Raw genomic sequence first — 16,063 nt, forward strand, 5'->3', positions numbered from 1 at the left:
GGGAATTCATGAAGGGGAAGACGACATCGACGATAGCCGCCTTGCTGATCGGCCTCGTCTTGTCTTTTCCTTCCCCCGTTTCGACTGAGAAGGTTGCGCGCATGGCCATTCCCGCCTCGCCTCCCACCTTTGCCGAGGTCAACGGCATCGAAATGTATTACCGGATCGTTGGAAAGGGATCGCCAATCCTGCTCATTCCCGGCGGTCTGTCCGACCAGCACGTGTGGGATGCCCAACTGCCGATTCTCGCGCGTCATCACATGGTGATCGTTGCGGACAGTCGCGGACAGGGGCGTTCCACCCGCACCAAAGATCCCATCACCTACGGGTTGATGGCTGACGATTATGTGGCGCTGCTCGACTTTCTCCGCATCGACAAGGTTGATCTCGTCGGCTGGAGCGATGGGGGCATTATCGGTCTCGACATCGCCATGCGCTACCCCGAACGGCTGAAAAGCCTGTTCGCGCAGGCGGCGAACGTGACGCCTGATGGCAATACCGGCTATGCCGAAGCCCGCGCAGAGGGAAAGCCGATACCGGAACTGCGCCACTATGAGAGCATCGACAGGGAAATCCATGCGCTGTGGGCAAACGAGCCGAACTATACCGGCGAGGAACTCTCGGACATTCGCGTGCGCACGGCGATTGTCATCGGCGACCATGATACGGCCATCTCGCGCGAACATACGGAATTCATCGCCAGCCAGATACCGGGCGCGCAACTGATTATCCTGCCCGATGCCGGACATGGCGTGCCGGTCGAAAATCCGCGCCTTTATGCGCAGACGGTGCTGCGCTTCATTGACGGCAAGAACGCCGACCAAATGAAGACCGCGAACCGGAAAAGCTAAACCCGGTTCGGCAATACGCGGTCGGGCGGGCGATGCCCGTCGACAAAAGCCTTGATATTGATGATGACCTTGTCGCCCATGTCGATGCGCCCCTCCATGGTGGCCGACCCCATATGCGGCAGCAGGACGACCTTGCCTTTTTCCGCAAGGGCCAGCAAACGCGGATTGACCGCAGGTTCGTTCTCGAACACATCCAGACCGGCGCCGGCCAGCTTGCCCTGCTCGATCAGGTCGATCAGCGCATTCTCGTCGATGATCTGGCCGCGGGCCGTGTTGACCATATAGGCGGTCGGCTGCATCAGCGCGATGCGACGGGCAGAGAGCAGATGGAAGGTGGCAGGCGTGGACGGGCAGTTGACCGAGATGATGTCCATCCGGGCCAGCATCTGGTCGAGACTATCCCAATAGGTCGCCTCCAGTTCCTCCTCCACCTGCGGATTGACGCGCTTGCGGTTGTGATAGTGAATGGAAAGCCCGAAAGCCTTGGCGCGGCGGGCGACGGCCGTGCCAATACGCCCCATGCCGACAATGCCGAGGCGCTTGCCCCAGATGCGCCGTCCGAGCATCCAGGTCGGCGACCAGCCCGGCCACTGCCCGTGGCGCTCACCGAGCACATTGGCGCCTTCCACCAGACGTCTTGGCACCGAGAGCAGAAGCGCCAAGGTCATGTCCGCGGTGTCCTCGGTGAGGACATTCGGCGTATTGGTGACGGTTATGCCCCGCTTTGCAGCGGCGGTGACGTCGATATTGTCCACGCCGTTGCCGAAATTCGCGATCAGCTTGAGATTGGGCCCAGCCTGCTCGATTGCCGCGGCGTCGATGACATCCGTGATGCAGGGCACCAGAACGTCCGCCTCTTTCATCGCAGCGATGATTTCCGGCTGATTCATGCGGTGGTCGTCTATATTCAGACGCGCATCAAACAGTTCCCGCATCCGGGTTTCCACTGGGTCCGGCAATTTTCGCGTAAGAACGACCAGCGGTTTCTTCTTGTTCGACATCTCCACCCCATTGTTGAGCAAAGCCCCTGGAACGGCCTGTATTGTAACCAACCGACAGGGCGCGCTCCAAGAAATTTCCTGCACATTTCCAAGGGAAACCTACTCCCACATTTCCCGAAAATGCGTTAACCGAAGCTTCATGTTGAGACCTCCTTAACCAAGGCGGTGCAATATGGGATATTGCTTCGGCTGAACATCTCTATCAAGGCGAAGCGGCAAAGACAAAGAAAAACCGGAAACTTCAGGCGCCTCCTGGAAAACCTGCAATGGCTTTCCGAAGACAGGCGTTAAAAATCAAATAATTCGGTCGGATATCGATCTGTAACGCACAGATGGATGCACGATCTGAAAACAGGACGGCACCGTCGCCTCGCAGCCCCCGTAAACTGCCGAAGCCGCTACCGTTCTGTCGTGACAGGACGGCGAGAGGTCGCAGTTTGTACAGAGTACTTTCGCAACGCTTCATGATGGCCATGCTTGGCTTTCTGGCATTTTTTCTCTTTCTGGCGCCGCTTGGCGCCTCCCAAAACCATGGCGCACAGGCTGCGGAACCCGCCGGCACCTCCGTGGGCGCCAGCGGGCTTCCCGTACCGCGTTTCGTCAGCCTTAAACCGGCCCGCGTCAATCTGCGCGTCGGACCCGGGCGTGACTATGCGGTTTCATGGCTTTTCATGAAGGCTGGATTGCCGGTCGAGATCATCCAGGAATACGATAACTGGCGCCGTATCCGCGATGCGGACGGCACGGAAGGCTGGGTTTACCAGTCGCTGCTCTCCGGCAAGCGAACCGCCATCACCGCTCCGTGGCTCAAGAACAATCAGGGTTCGATGATCAATATGCGCCGCGATGCCAGCGAAACATCGGCGCTTGCCGCCGAGATCGAGCCGGGCGTGGTCGGGACCGTGCGCGAGTGCACCGGTCAATGGTGCCGCCTGGACATGGGCGGGGTCCGTGGCTGGATAAAGCAATCGGACCTGTGGGGCGTTTATCCTGGCGAGGTTTTCGACTGATCCCACTCCTGCGGAACTGACCGAGTTGGACTTCGCGCGGCGGGGCGAAAACCGCCCCGCTAAACAACGCAAATGTCACCAGGCCGGGATCACCGACCCCTTGAATGTCGTGGCAATGAATTCCTTCACTTCGTCGCTGTGATAGGAGGAAATCAGGGTTTTCACCCAGTCGGCATCCTTGTCTGCGGTACGAACGACAAGGATATTGATGTAGGGCGCCTTCTCGCCTTCCCGCACCAGCGGATCGGTTGCCGGATTGAGGCCTGCTTCCATGGCATAGTTGGTGTTGATGACGGCGGCATCGACATCTTCCATCGAACGCGGAAGCTGCGCGGCATCGAGCTCAACGAATTTGAGGTTCTTCGGGTTCTCCACGATATCGAGAGCGCTAACCTTCAGCCCCTTGGACGGATCGAGCTTGATGATTCCGTTTTCGGCAAGCACGAGCAGAGCGCGTCCGCCATTGGTCGGATCATTGGGGATCGCAATCGTCGCGCCGTCGGCCAGCTCCGAAATATTCTTCAGTTTCTTCGAATAAAGCCCCATCGGAAAGTTGACGGTTTCGGCAACGCTCACAATGTCGAAGCCGCGATCGGCCACCTGATTGTCGAGATAGGGCTTGTGCTGGAACGAATTGGCTTCCAGCGCGCCATCCGCAAGCGCCATGTTTGGAATGACGTAGTCAGAGAATTCCTGAATATCGAGTTCCAGGCCGTTCTTCCCGGCGACTTCCTTGACCTTTTCCATGATCTGGGCGTGCGGCCCCGGCGTGACCCCGATCCGGACGGTCTTTGCGAAGGCGCTGCCGGCGGTGAACACGGCAAGAATGGTTGCCGCAACGAGTAGTTTGCGCATGATATCTCCTTGGTACAGGCCCGACTTTAACGTGGGAGGCGATTCAATCGGGACATCAGAATTTCTTTCCTTTTCAGCCCCAAGCGCGCCAATAGGCAACAAAAAAAGCGGCCATGGCCGCTTTCTTTCATTCCCCATCGAAAAAAGACGCCGTTACTGGCCCTTGCGGCGCAGGCGAACGATGATGTCGACATTGACGATTTCCATGCCATCCGGTGCGTCGGGCATATTGGCAACCGTAGGCTGGCCTTTTTCACCGTGTGGAATATCGAACACGACATTTTCCCCTTCGAGGAAGAAATGCTGGTGATCCGAGATATTCGTATCGAAATAGGTCTTCGAGCCCTCGACTGCGATAATGCGCAGCATACCGGCTTCCGTGAACTGGTGCAGCGTGTTGTAAACCGTTGCCAGCGACACCGGCACGTCGGCCATGACGGCCTCTTCGTGCAGGTCTTCCGCAGACAGATGGCGATCGCCCTGCGCGAAGATCAGGCTCGCAAGCGCAACGCGCTGGCGCGTCGGACGCAGGCCCGCGCGGCGGAGCTGCTCTTCCATCGAGACCGTCGAGTGGGTATGTGAAGACTGCATATTCACCGTTGGTACCGTCACAAGCTTGTTGCAAAATCATCAATCGTCAAACGGGCTGTTGCCCATTGCATACTGACATTGATATATGCCGTTGCGAAATAACTATCAATAGCCTTGGGAAATGCGCGGTTTTTCGGATAAACCCCGGATTAATCCAATGCATGATTTTACTGCCGGAAACAGTCTGTGGTAGGGATGTTCCGGTGAAACCTACAATCGGGCCGGATTGCCGGTCGATACAGAATGAACCTCAAGGGAGGCGTAATGGCAGAACAGAAATCAAGCTACGGGTATGAAGAACTCCTGGCCTGCGCGCGCGGCGAGATGTTCGGCCCCGGCAATGCTCAGCTTCCCCTGCCTCCGATGCTGATGGTCCATCGCATCACAGATATTTCCGAAACCGGCGGCGAGTTCGACAAGGGCTATATCCGCGCCGAATATGACGTGCGCCCCGACGACTGGTATTTCCCATGCCATTTCATGGGCAATCCGATCATGCCGGGCTGCCTCGGCCTTGACGGCATGTGGCAGCTGACCGGCTTCTTCCTCGGCTGGCTGGGCGAACCGGGCCGCGGCATGGCCCTCTCCACCGGTGAAGTCAAGTTCAAGGGCATGGTGCGCCCGCATACCAAGCTTCTTGAATATGGCATTGATTTCAAACGCGTCATGCGCGGCCGCCTCGTGCTCGGCACGGCTGACGGCTGGCTGAAAGCCGATGGCGAAACCATCTACCGGGCAACCGACCTGCGCGTCGGCCTGTCGAAGGACAGCGAGGGCCAGTAAGGCGCCCCAATCATCATCATTCACGAGCGCGACTGCAAAAAAGTGAACAGTTTTCATGCGGCCGCGCTCAAAACATGCGAAGATCGCACCTATGTAACCGCGAACAGGCGGCAGTCCGCATGACGGCACGTCGCTCACGGATCAGGTGTAAAGGAGAACGCGATGCGGCGTGTGGTCGTAACGGGTATGGGGATCGTATCCTCGATTGGTAACAACACCGAAGAAGTCACGGCTTCGCTGCGTGAAGCGAAGTCCGGTATCTCCCGCGCTGAGGAATATGCCGAACTCGGCTTCCGCTGCCAGGTGCACGGTGCCCCGAATATCGACGTCGAAGCGCTCGTCGACCGGCGCGCGATGCGCTTCCACGGCCGCGGCACGGCCTGGAACCACATTGCCATGGATCAGGCGATTGCCGATGCGGGGCTTTCCGACGAGGAAGTTTCCAACGACCGCACCGGCATCATCATGGGTTCCGGCGGCCCCTCGACACGCACCATAGTCGATTCTGCCGACATCACCCGCGAAAAGGGCCCCAAGCGCGTCGGTCCGTTTGCCGTGCCGAAAGCCATGAGCTCGACGGCTTCGGCAACGCTTGCGACCTTCTTCAAGATCAAGGGCATCAACTACTCGATCTCCTCTGCCTGCGCGACGTCGAACCATTGCATCGGCAATGCGTTCGAGATGATCCAGTATGGCAAGCAGGACCGCATGTTCGCGGGCGGCTGCGAAGACCTCGACTGGACGCTTTCGGTCCTGTTTGACGCCATGGGCGCCATGTCGTCCAAATATAACGACACGCCGTCGACCGCATCGCGCGCCTATGACAAGAACCGCGACGGCTTCGTGATCGCAGGCGGCGCCGGTGTTCTGGTGCTGGAAGACCTGGAAACCGCACTGGCTCGCGGCGCCAAGATCTATGGCGAAATCGTCGGCTATGGCGCAACATCCGACGGCTACGACATGGTCGCTCCGTCTGGTGAAGGCGCGATCCGCTGCATGAAGATGGCGCTTTCGACCGTCAAGACCAAGATCGACTATATCAACCCGCACGCAACCTCGACCCCTGCCGGCGACGCACCGGAAATCGAAGCGATCCGCCAGGTCTTTGGTTCGGGCGATGCATGCCCGCCAATTGCCGCAACCAAATCGCTGACCGGCCACTCGCTGGGTGCCACAGGCGTGCAGGAAGCGATCTATTCGCTCCTAATGATGCAGAACAATTTCATTTGCGAAAGCGCACATATCGAAGAACTGGACCCTGCCTTCGCGGACATGCCTATCGTTCGCAAGCGCATTGACAACGCTCAGCTCAATACCGTGCTCTCCAATTCCTTCGGATTTGGCGGCACCAATGCAACGCTGGTTTTCCAGCGTTACCAGGGCTGAGGGAGAGGGAAAATATGGAAGGTCTGATGAAAGGCAAACGCGGCCTCATCATGGGGGTCGCGAATAATCACTCACTCGCCTGGGGAATTTCAAAACAACTCGCAGCACAGGGTGCAGAACTCGCCTTCACCTATCAGGGCGATGCGCTGGGCAAGCGCGTGAAGCCGCTTGCCGAACAGGTCGGTTCGGATTTCGTGCTGCCTTGCGATGTTGAAGATATAGCATCGGTCGATGCGGTCTTTGCCGAAATCGAAAAGAAGTGGGGCAAGCTCGATTTCATCGTTCACGCTATCGGCTTTTCCGACAAGAACGAATTGAAGGGTCGCTACGCAGACGTCACCACGCGCGAAAACTTCAGCCGCACCATGGTGATTTCCGCCTACTCCTTCACGGAAATGGCACAACGCGCCGAAAAGCTCATGAAGGACGGCGGCTCGATCCTGACGCTGACCTATGGCGGATCGACCCGCACCATCCCGAACTACAACGTCATGGGCGTTGCCAAGGCAGCACTTGAAGCCATGGTTCGTTATCTTGCCGCCGATTACGGCCCGCAGGGCATCCGCGTCAACGCGATTTCGGCGGGCCCGGTGCGCACCCTGGCCGGTGCCGGCATCGGCGATGCACGCGCGATCTTCAGCTATCAGCGCCGTAACTCTCCGCTGCGCCGCACCGTCGATATCGATGATGTTGGCAAATCGGCAGTCTATCTGCTGTCAGATCTTTCGAGCGGCGTTACCGGCGAAATCCACTATGTGGATTCCGGTTACAACATCGTCTCCATGCCCACACTGGAAGAGCTGAAAAGCTCCGACGCCGAACGCGGCGACTAAGCCCGCTTCACTCAATAAAAAAACCCGGCAGAAACGCCGGGTTTTTTGTTTTATTTCTTCGCATCGAAGATTTTAAAACCGTTTGCCTCCTCAAGAAGGGTCACATTCTTGAACAGCCCTTTGAGGGTCGTCTCATAAGGCAGTTGACGATTTGCGACCATCAGCAGACGCCCGCCGGTTTTCAACCGTGAAGCTGCCGCGGCAATGAATGCCTGTCCAAGCGACACATCCGTCGCCCGCCCCTCGTGGAAAGGCGGGTTCATGACCACGGTGTCATAGATGCCCGTCAGTTTCTCGCTCGTCACATCGAACCAGTTGAAGCTGATCGGCACCGATGGGCCCAGCCGTTCCAGATTGCCGCGTGCGGCTTCCAGCGCCTCAAAATCAGCCTCATAAAGGTCTATTGCCTTGATGCGATCAGCATACTTCAGGCATTGCGCAGCCAGATAGCCCCAGCCAGCGCCCAGATCGGCGACATTGCCGAAAACGATCTTTTCCATATGCGGCACGAGCAAGGCCGAGCCCTTGTCGATGACGCCGTGCGAAAACATGCCGGGTTCGGTCTGGAACACGTCGTCGATATTGGCGGTAAGCGGCTTCAGGGCGGCGATGAAATCGTCGGTAAGGTCGGCAGGCCTCCTGAGCCAGAACACCACGGCATGGTTCTTCGACATGCGGTCGCTGATTTCGGCAATATTGCCCACCCATTTGCGAAAACTGTCGATGCCGAGCTTCTTGTCGCCCGATACGGCGATCCATCCGCCCGGCTCAACACGCGCCAGAAGCTCCGCAAACCACGCCTCGTTGCGTCCGCGATGTTTTCCGAGCAACAGTAGTCCGCCGGCGAAACGGCGCTCCTCGTCCAATCTGGCGCCTAATCTGGGTACTGCCTTGAAACCTTCCTTTTCCAAGGCCAGCCAGTCAGGGCGCCAGGGTTGCAGGAAAGTGAGCGCCTGTTTCCATTCATCTTCAAGGCGCCGATCCGCAGAAAGACCGCAGCCAAGAAAGGACTGGCCTTCTGCAGGCATATCCAGAATGCCCTGAACGAAGGGGAGAAAGAGAGTTTGTTGTGCCGGTATAATCATGGGCATCATCCATGGTCTTGAAATGAATCCCATGCAACAAAAAAGCGCGCCTCGCGGCGCGCTTTCCGATTTCACAGAAGATGCGACGCTTATTCAGCGTCGGCTTCTTCCTTCTTCTTTTCCTGGGCAATTTCCTTGCCGGTTTCCTGATCGACAACCTTCATCGACAGGCGAACCTTGCCGCGCTCGTCAAAGCCCATGAGCTTGACCCAGACCTTCTGGCCTTCCTTGACCACATCGGTGGTCTTGGCAACGCGGTCGGAAGCCAGCTGCGAAATGTGAACCAGACCGTCACGCGGGCCGAAGAAGTTCACGAAAGCGCCGAAGTCAGCGGTCTTGACGACCGTGCCTTCGTAGATTTCGCCGACTTCCGGTTCGGCAACGATCGAATGAATCCACTTCTTGGCGGCTTCGATTTCCTTGCCGTTCGACGAAGCGATCTTCACCGTGCCGTCGTCTTCGATGTTGATCTTGGCGCCGGTCTTTTCCACGATTTCGCGGATGACCTTGCCGCCAGAACCGATAACATCGCGGATCTTGTCGGTCGGGATGTTCATCACTTCGATGCGCGGAGCAAATTCGCCGAGCTCTTCACGCGAGGTCGACAGAGCCTTGGCCATTTCGCCGAGGATGTGAACGCGACCGCCCTTGGCCTGTTCCAGAGCGACCTTCATGATCTCTTCGGTGATACCGTCGATCTTGATGTCCATCTGCAGCGAGGTGATGCCGTTTTCCGTACCGGCAACCTTGAAATCCATGTCGCCGAGGTGATCTTCATCACCCAGAATGTCCGACAGAACGGCGAAGCGTTCGCCTTCCTTGATCAGGCCCATGGCGATGCCGGCAACCGGACGTGCAAGCGGAACACCTGCATCCATGAGAGCCAGCGACGTGCCGCAAACGGTTGCCATCGAGGACGAGCCGTTCGATTCCGTGATCTCGGAAACGGCGCGGATCGTGTAAGGGAACTGTTCAGCGGAAGGCAGCATCGGATGGATTGCGCGCCAGGCAAGCTTGCCATGGCCGATTTCGCGACGGCCCGGCGAACCCATGCGGCCGGTTTCACCAACCGAGTAAGGCGGGAAGTTGTAGTGCAGCATGAAAGGCTGCTTGTAGGTGCCGGTCAGGGCGTCGATCATCTGTTCGTCTTCGCCGGTGCCGAGCGTGGCAACAACGATAGCCTGCGTTTCACCGCGGGTGAACAGGGCCGAACCGTGGGTGCGTGGCAGGAGGCCGACTTCCGATACAATCGGACGAACGGTCTTCAGATCGCGGCCATCGATGCGGCTGCCGGTGTCGAGAATGTTCCAGCGAACGATCTTGGCCTGCAAATGCTTGAAAATGGTCGCGAACTGTTCCGGCGACATTTCGGTTTCTTCCACGCCTTCGGGGAAGAAATGTTCCTTCGCCTTTGCCTTGGCGGCATCGACGGCGGCATAACGGGCCTGCTTTTCGGTGATCTTGTAAGCGTCGCGCAGATCGTTTTCGACAACGGCCAGCATCTTGGCTTCGAGAGCCGACAGGTCTTCCGGCTGGAAGTCGCGCGGTTCCTTGGCGGCAACTTCAGCGAGCTTGATGATCGCATCGATGACCGGCTGGAAGCCCTTCTGGCCGAAAACAACGGCGCCGAGCATGATTTCTTCGGAGAGTTCCTGTGCTTCGGATTCGACCATCAGCACGGCTTCCGACGTACCCGCGACGACCAGATCGAGCTTCGATTCTGGCATTTCGTCGATATTAGGGTTCAGAACATATTCGCCGTTGATGTAGCCGACGCGTGCGCCGCCAATCGGGCCCATGAAAGGCACGCCCGAAATGGTGAGCGCTGCGGAAGCGGCAACCATCGAAAGGACGTCAGGATCGTTTTCCAGATCGTGCTGGACAACGGTGACGACAACCTGCGTGTCGTTCTTATAGCCATCGACGAAAAGCGGACGGATCGGACGGTCGATCAGGCGCGAAACCAGCGTTTCGTTTTCGCTCGGACGGCCTTCACGCTTGAAGTAGCCACCAGGAATCTTGCCGGCGGCATAGGTCTTTTCCTGATAGTTGACGGTCAGCGGGAAGAAATCCTGGCCTGGCTTCGGCTCCTTGGCAGAAACGACAGTCGCCAGAACGACGGTTTCGCCATAGGTTGCGAGAACGGCGCCGTCAGCCTGACGGGCGATCTTGCCGGTTTCGAGCGTGAGCGGACGACCGCCCCATTCGATTTCTACTTTATGGGTATTGAACATATCTTGTCCTCATGTGGTGATGCCGCGCAAAAGCGCCTGAAGGCATCGCCTCGGTTGGCGGACGGGCCACGGGCAAGACAACGGGAAGTTCGTAAGTGTCAGAACATTCAATTCCGAATACGCTCTGACACGAACTGCCTGCAATCCTGCCCCATGACTGGTCCAGGTCATGAGCCTTGTGGGCTCTGCATAGGCATGACGGAATGCACCCTGTGCGTCGTTTCATGCCAGCGGGCGTTCGCCCGATAGAGCGGATGCGCTCACATATGTTCGCGCTTCAGCTCAATCTGTTGTTTCCAGGCATGTCTTCGTCCCAAAACCGGTTCCCGCTCTTGGGAGACATGCTCACAGTCGCATTTGATCGGTTCGCGGCTATCCGCACGACCAAATGCCCGATAAATCAAACGGGCGACGTTTTGAGGCGTCGCCCGATTTCAACCTTAGCGGCGCAGGCCGAGACGGCCGATCAGCGCCTGATAACGCGCTTCGTCAATGCCCTTGACATAGTCGAGAAGGCGACGACGCTGCGAAACCAGCTTCAGGAGGCCGCGACGCGAATGATTGTCATTCTTGTGGCCCTTGAAGTGTTCGGTGAGGTTGGCGATACGCTCGGAAAGAACGGCAACCTGTACTTCAGGAGAACCGGTGTCGCCTTCCTTGGTGGCGTATTCCTTGATAAGTGCTTGCTTGCGCTCAGCAGTAATCGACATCGTAACACCCTTTCTAGATGAGAGGAAAACCAGACGCCCGGGCCGGGATGTCGTCCAGCGCGGGCCATTTACACGATCTGACATGCTGTTACGCATGATCGATGAGGGGCATATAGTGCAAAATTGGCAGGAATGCCAGTCTCAATTCAATTTGCCGCCTCACCGCCATCTTCCGACGAAACGTCAGCCGGTTGTGAAAACCCGCTTCGGCTTGAACTGTCCATGTTCGATATAGCCGATGGCGAGCAGTTTTCCGCGTGTGGTGACACAGGCTTCATCTGCCTCCAGAGGTGCATCGCGTCCGCGCAGGATCACCGGATTGCCGAGACGCACACGCTGCGCCTGATCGTCGGAAAGCGCCACCTGCGGCAGGCAGTCGAGGGCAGCACCCGTATCGATGACCAATGCGTCGATCGCCGAAAAATCCCGGCGAGGAGCCGGCTCCGCGATATTGCCGTCCTCATCCTTCGGCGGGAGCGGCGGCCATGCCTGTTCCAATTCTGCCAGCGTCACGGAATCCTCTTCCGTGAACGGGGCAACTTCGATGCGGCGCAGCTCCGAAATATGGCCGTAGCAGCCAAGGTCACGCCCCATGTCGCGCGCCAGCGAGCGCACATAGGTGCCCTTGGAGCATTCGACTTCGAACTCGGTGCAGTCGGCATCCGGAATGCCCACGATTTCCAGACGGTCGATCTCGACTTCGCGGGAAGGGATTTCGACCGTTTCGCCTTCACGGGCGAGGTCGTAGGCGCGCTCGCCGTCGATCTTGATAGCCGAGAACTGCGGCGGAACCTGTGAAATGACGCCCGTATAATTGGGCAGCAGCGCTTCGATATCCGCGCGCGACGGGCGCTTGTCCGCTGTCTTGGTCGGCTGGCCTTCCAGATCGTCGGTGGAACGTTCCTCGCCCCAGGTCACCGTAAAACGGTAGATCTTGGTTCCATCCATGACATAAGGCACGGTCTTGGTCGCTTCGCCAAGCGCTATGGGCAGCATGCCGGAAGCAAGCGGATCGAGTGTACCGGCATGGCCGGCCTTTTCGGCATTGAACAGCCACTTGATCTTCGAGACCGCCTCGGTCGATCCCATCCCTTTCGGCTTGTCGAAAATAACCCAGCCGGATATCGGGCGACCTTTTTTCTTGCCCCGTCTTGCCATGCTTTACTCGTCTCCATTGCCGGAAGCCTTGTCTGCCCCCCGGTCTTCTTCATCGTGATGCCCAAGGTCGCGGGCGACTTCCGGCGAGCGGAGCAGCGCATCGATCTTGGAAAAATTGTCAAAGCTGGTATCGGCCCGGAAGCGGAATTCGGGCATGTACTTCATCTGGCTGAGGCTGGGCGCCATGCGTCCGCGAATGAACTTTGCATTTGCGGCGAGCGCCTTGATAACGGCCTGCGTGTCGGCATCCCCGAGCGGGGTGATGAAGCAGGTCGCGATCTTGAGGTCGGGCGACATACGCACTTCCGAAACGGAAATCACGGTGCGGGCAATGAGATCGTCGCGGATTTCCCCGCGCTGCAGCACCTGCGCCAATGCGTGGCGCACCTGCTCGCCGACGCGGAGCTGGCGCTGGGAAAGGCCGCCCGAGCCTTTTGGATCTGGAGAACGTGCCATGGCTATATCCTCGATAAACAGCCGCCAATCGGCATCCAGCCGCGAAGGACTGTCCGACAACATGACTACAAATTGGCAGGCGTAATAATACGCAACTTACCACAATCCAGCCGGGAGTCAGACCCTCTGGACCGGATAATGAAAAGCCGGGCCGCCTTACGGCAGCCCGGCGAGACAGTAATCAGAGTGTGCGCGAAACGTGTTCGACGCGGAAGGCTTCGATGACGTCGCCTGCGCGAATGTCGTCGTAGTTCTCGAACGCCATGCCGCACTCCTGACCGGCCGGGACTTCCGACACTTCGTCCTTGAAGCGCTTGAGCGTCTTGAGCTTGCCTTCGTGGATAACCACGTTGTCGCGAATGAGGCGGACGCCTGCACCACGCTCGACCTTGCCTTCGGTGACACGGCAACCGGCAACCTTGCCGACCTTGGTGATGTTGAAGACTTCGAGAATCTCGGCATTGCCAAGGAAGGTTTCGCGACGCTCCGGCGACAGAAGACCCGACATAGCTGCCTTAACGTCATCGATGAGATCATAGATGATGTTGTAGTAGCGGATTTCGATGCCCTGCTGATCGGCCGCGTCGCGTGCCTGCTTGTTGGCGCGGACGTTGAAGCCAATGATCGCGGCGTTGGAGGCTTCGGCCAGCGACACGTCGCTTTCCGTGATGCCGCCTGCGCCCGAATGGACGATGCGGGCGCGAACTTCGTCGGTGCCGAGCTTGTCCAGCGCATTGGTGATGGCTTCGATGGAACCCTGCACGTCACCCTTGATGACGAGCGGGAATTCCTTCGTGCCTGAAACCTGAAGCTGGTTCATCATCTGCTCGAGCGAACCGCGTGCACCGGACTGGCGAGCGACGGCCTTGTCGCGCGCCAGGCGCTGGCGGTACTCGGCGATTTCACGCGCCTTGGCTTCGCTGGCAACGACTGCGAAACGGTCACCCGCCTGCGGCGTACCCTGAAGGCCGAGGATTTCGACCGGCATTGCCGGACCGGCTTCCTTGACATGCTCGCCACGGTCATTGACCAGAGCGCGCACGCGGCCCCATTCGCTGCCCGCGACCAGAATGTCGCCGGGATGCAGCGTACCGGTCTGAACCAGAACGGTTGCAACCGAACCACGGCCACGATCAAGCTGGGCTTCAACGACGACGCCTTCAGCCGTACGCGTGGGATCGGACTTGAGGTCAAGAATTTCAGCCTGCAACAGAATTGCTTCAAGCAACTTGTCGAGGTTGATCTTGTTCTTCGCCGACACTTCCACGTCGAGCACTTCACCGCCCATCGATTCCACGAAGACTTCGTGCTGCAGCAGGGCAGTGCGAACCTTCTGCGGATCGGCAGCAGGCTTGTCGATCTTGTTGATCGCCACGATGATCGGGACACCAGCCGCCTTGGCATGGTTGATCGATTCAATCGTCTGCGGCATCACGCTGTCGTCGGCGGCAACCACCAGAATGGCAATGTCGGTCGCCTGCGCACCACGGGCACGCATCGCGGTGAATGCGGCGTGGCCCGGCGTATCGATGAAGGTGATCTTCTGGCCGTTCTGTTCGACCTGATAGGCACCGATATGCTGGGTGATGCCACCGGCTTCGCCGGACACGACGTTGGCATGACGAATGGCGTCGAGCAGCGAGGTCTTACCGTGATCGACGTGGCCCATGATGGTCACGACCGGAGGACGGGAAACCAGTGCGGCTTCGTTGTCGGCAACGCCAAAGATGCCTTCTTCGACGTCCGATTCCGCAACGCGCTTGACGGTGTGGCCAAACTCTTCAGCGATCAGCTGCGCCATATCGGCGTCGATCACGTCGCCCGGCTTCATCATCTGGCCCTGCTTCATCAGGTACTTGATGATGTCGACGGAGCGCTCGGTCATACGCTGGGCAAGTTCCTGCAACGTGATGGTTTCAGGAATGGTCACTTCACGCGAAATCTTTTCGCGGGTTTCCTGCATCTGCGAACGCTTGAACTTTTCCTGACGGCGGCGCATCGCCGAAAGCGAACGCGAACGGCCCTCCTCCTCAAGATTGCTCGTGAGAGTGAGCTTGCCGCGACGGCGGTCATCTTCGCCCTTCACAACCTTCGGTGCACGCACTTCCGGCTTGGCAGGGGTGCCACGACGGACTGCGCCGCGACGGTCATCATCGTCATCCGACTGACCGGGCTTGCGAAGCTGGCTCTGCGGAAGCGGCTTGCCCGGAATCGGAGCCGCATCGGCAAGGCTTGGCGCCATCGGACGCGGCCCGCCCTGTTGCGGACGGCCACCTTGCGGTGGGCGACTGCCCTGAGGACGACCGGCCTCACGCGGACGATTGCCTTGCGGCGCCGGGCGCGCGTCATCGCGACGCTCGGTGCGGGCTTCGGGCTGCGGCATACGCTTGGCGGCTTCTTCCTCGGCCTTGCGGCGGGCATCAGCCTCGGCCTTGAGACGAGCTTCCTCTTCCGCCTGGCGACGGGCAGATTCTTCACGTTCCTTGGCGCGGCGTGCTTCTTCCTCGGCGCGACGCTTGGCTTCCTCGACAGCGCGGGCGCGTTCTTCGACTTCGCGTACCTGTGCTTCCTCGAGTGCGCGGCGACGCGCATCCATTTCTGAGCGCGACAGCGTGTTGAGAACCATGCCGGAGCGGTCGGACGGACGCGGGCGCTGTGCCTGCTGTCCACCGGGGCGCTGCTGCATCGGGCGCTGCTGCGCGACATGCGGCTTCGTTACCGAAGCAGCAGGTGCCGCCGGCTTGGGTGCCGGAGTTGCAGGTGCTGGCGCACGCACTGCCGGAGCGGGCTGTGCAGCCTGGGCAGGCTGCGCGGCTTGAGCCGGTGCAGGGGCTGCAGGCGCAGGAGCCGCCGGGGCAGGAGCAGCAGGCCGTGGGGCCGCCGCTTCGACTTCCGGCTTCTCGTCAGGCCGCGAGAATTTGCGCTTCTTCGTTTCAACGACGACAGCCTTCGTGCGGCCGTGGCTGAAATTCTGGCGCACGGTGCTCTGCTCGACGCCTGGCCGCTTCATGGTCAGCGTCTTCTTCGTATTAACGCTCAGCGTCTTGTCGTCGTTCGTTTTATCGCTCATTACGTTTCCGTTTCCTTCGCGGCTCCGGCCGCTCTACTCG

At 59.0% G+C, this 16,063-nt stretch carries 14 protein-coding genes; 5 read left to right on the forward strand and 9 right to left on the reverse strand.

The features are described from left to right. Nucleotides 1-8: 8 nt before the first annotated feature. Nucleotides 9-851 (forward strand): alpha/beta fold hydrolase, encoded by an 843-nt coding sequence (locus ABWW28_RS14215; RefSeq protein WP_021587639.1) that lies wholly within the window; start codon nucleotides 9-11, stop codon nucleotides 849-851. Here ABWW28_RS14215 and ABWW28_RS14220 read toward each other — a convergent pair. Beyond that, nucleotides 848-1,852: a 2-hydroxyacid dehydrogenase gene (locus ABWW28_RS14220; RefSeq protein ID WP_006473087.1), complete on the reverse strand. Its 1,005-nt coding sequence runs from the start codon at nucleotides 1,850-1,852 to the stop codon at nucleotides 848-850. The two genes, ABWW28_RS14215 and ABWW28_RS14220, sit on opposite strands and share 4 nt — an antisense overlap. Before the next feature lie 464 nt (nucleotides 1,853-2,316). Here ABWW28_RS14220 and ABWW28_RS14225 point away from each other — a divergent pair, with 464 nt between their 5' ends. Next, nucleotides 2,317-2,862, forward strand: a complete 546-nt coding sequence (locus ABWW28_RS14225) for an SH3 domain-containing protein (RefSeq protein WP_021587637.1) — start codon at nucleotides 2,317-2,319, stop codon at nucleotides 2,860-2,862. A gap of 75 nt (nucleotides 2,863-2,937) precedes the next feature. Here ABWW28_RS14225 and ABWW28_RS14230 read toward each other — a convergent pair whose 3' ends face one another. Further along, complete coding sequence (locus tag ABWW28_RS14230; RefSeq protein ID WP_021587636.1) at nucleotides 2,938-3,717, reverse strand: MetQ/NlpA family ABC transporter substrate-binding protein; 780 nt, start codon at nucleotides 3,715-3,717, stop codon at nucleotides 2,938-2,940. A 153-nt stretch (nucleotides 3,718-3,870) separates the two neighbouring features. Further along, nucleotides 3,871-4,308, reverse strand: coding sequence for an iron response transcriptional regulator IrrA (gene irrA / locus ABWW28_RS14235; protein WP_025090646.1), 438 nt, complete (start codon nucleotides 4,306-4,308; stop codon nucleotides 3,871-3,873). Nucleotides 4,309-4,572: 264 nt separating this feature from the next. Here irrA and fabA point away from each other — a divergent pair, with 264 nt between their 5' ends. The 3 genes from fabA to fabI all read left to right on the forward strand — a co-directional run bounded on the left by fabA (nucleotide 4,573) and on the right by fabI (nucleotide 7,310). Beyond that, on the forward strand, nucleotides 4,573-5,091 hold the full coding sequence (gene fabA / locus ABWW28_RS14240; RefSeq protein ID WP_006473091.1) for a 3-hydroxyacyl-[acyl-carrier-protein] dehydratase FabA: 519 nt from the start codon (nucleotides 4,573-4,575) through the stop codon (nucleotides 5,089-5,091). 162 nt (nucleotides 5,092-5,253) lie between these two features. Then, complete coding sequence (fabB, locus tag ABWW28_RS14245) at nucleotides 5,254-6,477, forward strand: beta-ketoacyl-ACP synthase I (RefSeq protein ID WP_021587634.1); 1,224 nt, start codon at nucleotides 5,254-5,256, stop codon at nucleotides 6,475-6,477. Between the two features lie 14 nt (nucleotides 6,478-6,491). Next, nucleotides 6,492-7,310 (forward strand): enoyl-ACP reductase FabI, encoded by an 819-nt coding sequence (gene fabI, locus ABWW28_RS14250; RefSeq protein WP_151658426.1) that lies wholly within the window; start codon nucleotides 6,492-6,494, stop codon nucleotides 7,308-7,310. A gap of 50 nt (nucleotides 7,311-7,360) precedes the next feature. On the opposite strand, the gene ABWW28_RS14255 is transcribed toward fabI, so the two are convergent. The 6 genes from ABWW28_RS14255 to infB all read right to left on the reverse strand — a co-directional run bounded on the left by ABWW28_RS14255 (nucleotide 7,361) and on the right by infB (nucleotide 16,023). Continuing rightward, a complete protein-coding gene (locus tag ABWW28_RS14255; protein WP_031347145.1) occupies nucleotides 7,361-8,395 on the reverse strand; it encodes a class I SAM-dependent methyltransferase in 1,035 nt (344 codons plus the stop codon). An 89-nt stretch (nucleotides 8,396-8,484) separates the two neighbouring features. Continuing rightward, nucleotides 8,485-10,629, reverse strand: a complete 2,145-nt coding sequence (pnp, locus tag ABWW28_RS14260; RefSeq protein WP_021587631.1) for a polyribonucleotide nucleotidyltransferase — start codon at nucleotides 10,627-10,629, stop codon at nucleotides 8,485-8,487. Nucleotides 10,630-11,069: 440 nt separating this feature from the next. Continuing rightward, on the reverse strand, nucleotides 11,070-11,339 hold the full coding sequence (gene rpsO, locus ABWW28_RS14265) for a 30S ribosomal protein S15 (protein WP_006473093.1): 270 nt from the start codon (nucleotides 11,337-11,339) through the stop codon (nucleotides 11,070-11,072). 183 nt (nucleotides 11,340-11,522) lie between these two features. Then, nucleotides 11,523-12,497: a tRNA pseudouridine(55) synthase TruB gene (gene truB / locus ABWW28_RS14270; RefSeq protein WP_021587630.1), complete on the reverse strand. Its 975-nt coding sequence runs from the start codon at nucleotides 12,495-12,497 to the stop codon at nucleotides 11,523-11,525. A gap of 3 nt (nucleotides 12,498-12,500) precedes the next feature. Then, nucleotides 12,501-12,953 carry a 30S ribosome-binding factor RbfA gene (rbfA, locus tag ABWW28_RS14275; RefSeq protein WP_031347144.1) on the reverse strand — a complete coding sequence of 151 codons (453 nt, stop codon included), beginning with the start codon at nucleotides 12,951-12,953 and terminating at the stop codon, nucleotides 12,501-12,503. A gap of 181 nt (nucleotides 12,954-13,134) precedes the next feature. Continuing rightward, the gene (gene infB / locus ABWW28_RS14280; protein WP_353391211.1) at nucleotides 13,135-16,023 is read right to left on the reverse strand and encodes a translation initiation factor IF-2; all 2,889 of its coding nucleotides are present in this window, start codon (nucleotides 16,021-16,023) and stop codon (nucleotides 13,135-13,137) included. Between the last annotated feature and the right edge of the window lie 40 nt (nucleotides 16,024-16,063).

The sequence above is a fragment of the Brucella sp. NBRC 14130 genome (assembly GCF_040371715.1).
In the GTDB taxonomy this organism is placed as follows: domain Bacteria; phylum Pseudomonadota; class Alphaproteobacteria; order Rhizobiales; family Rhizobiaceae; genus Brucella; species Brucella intermedia.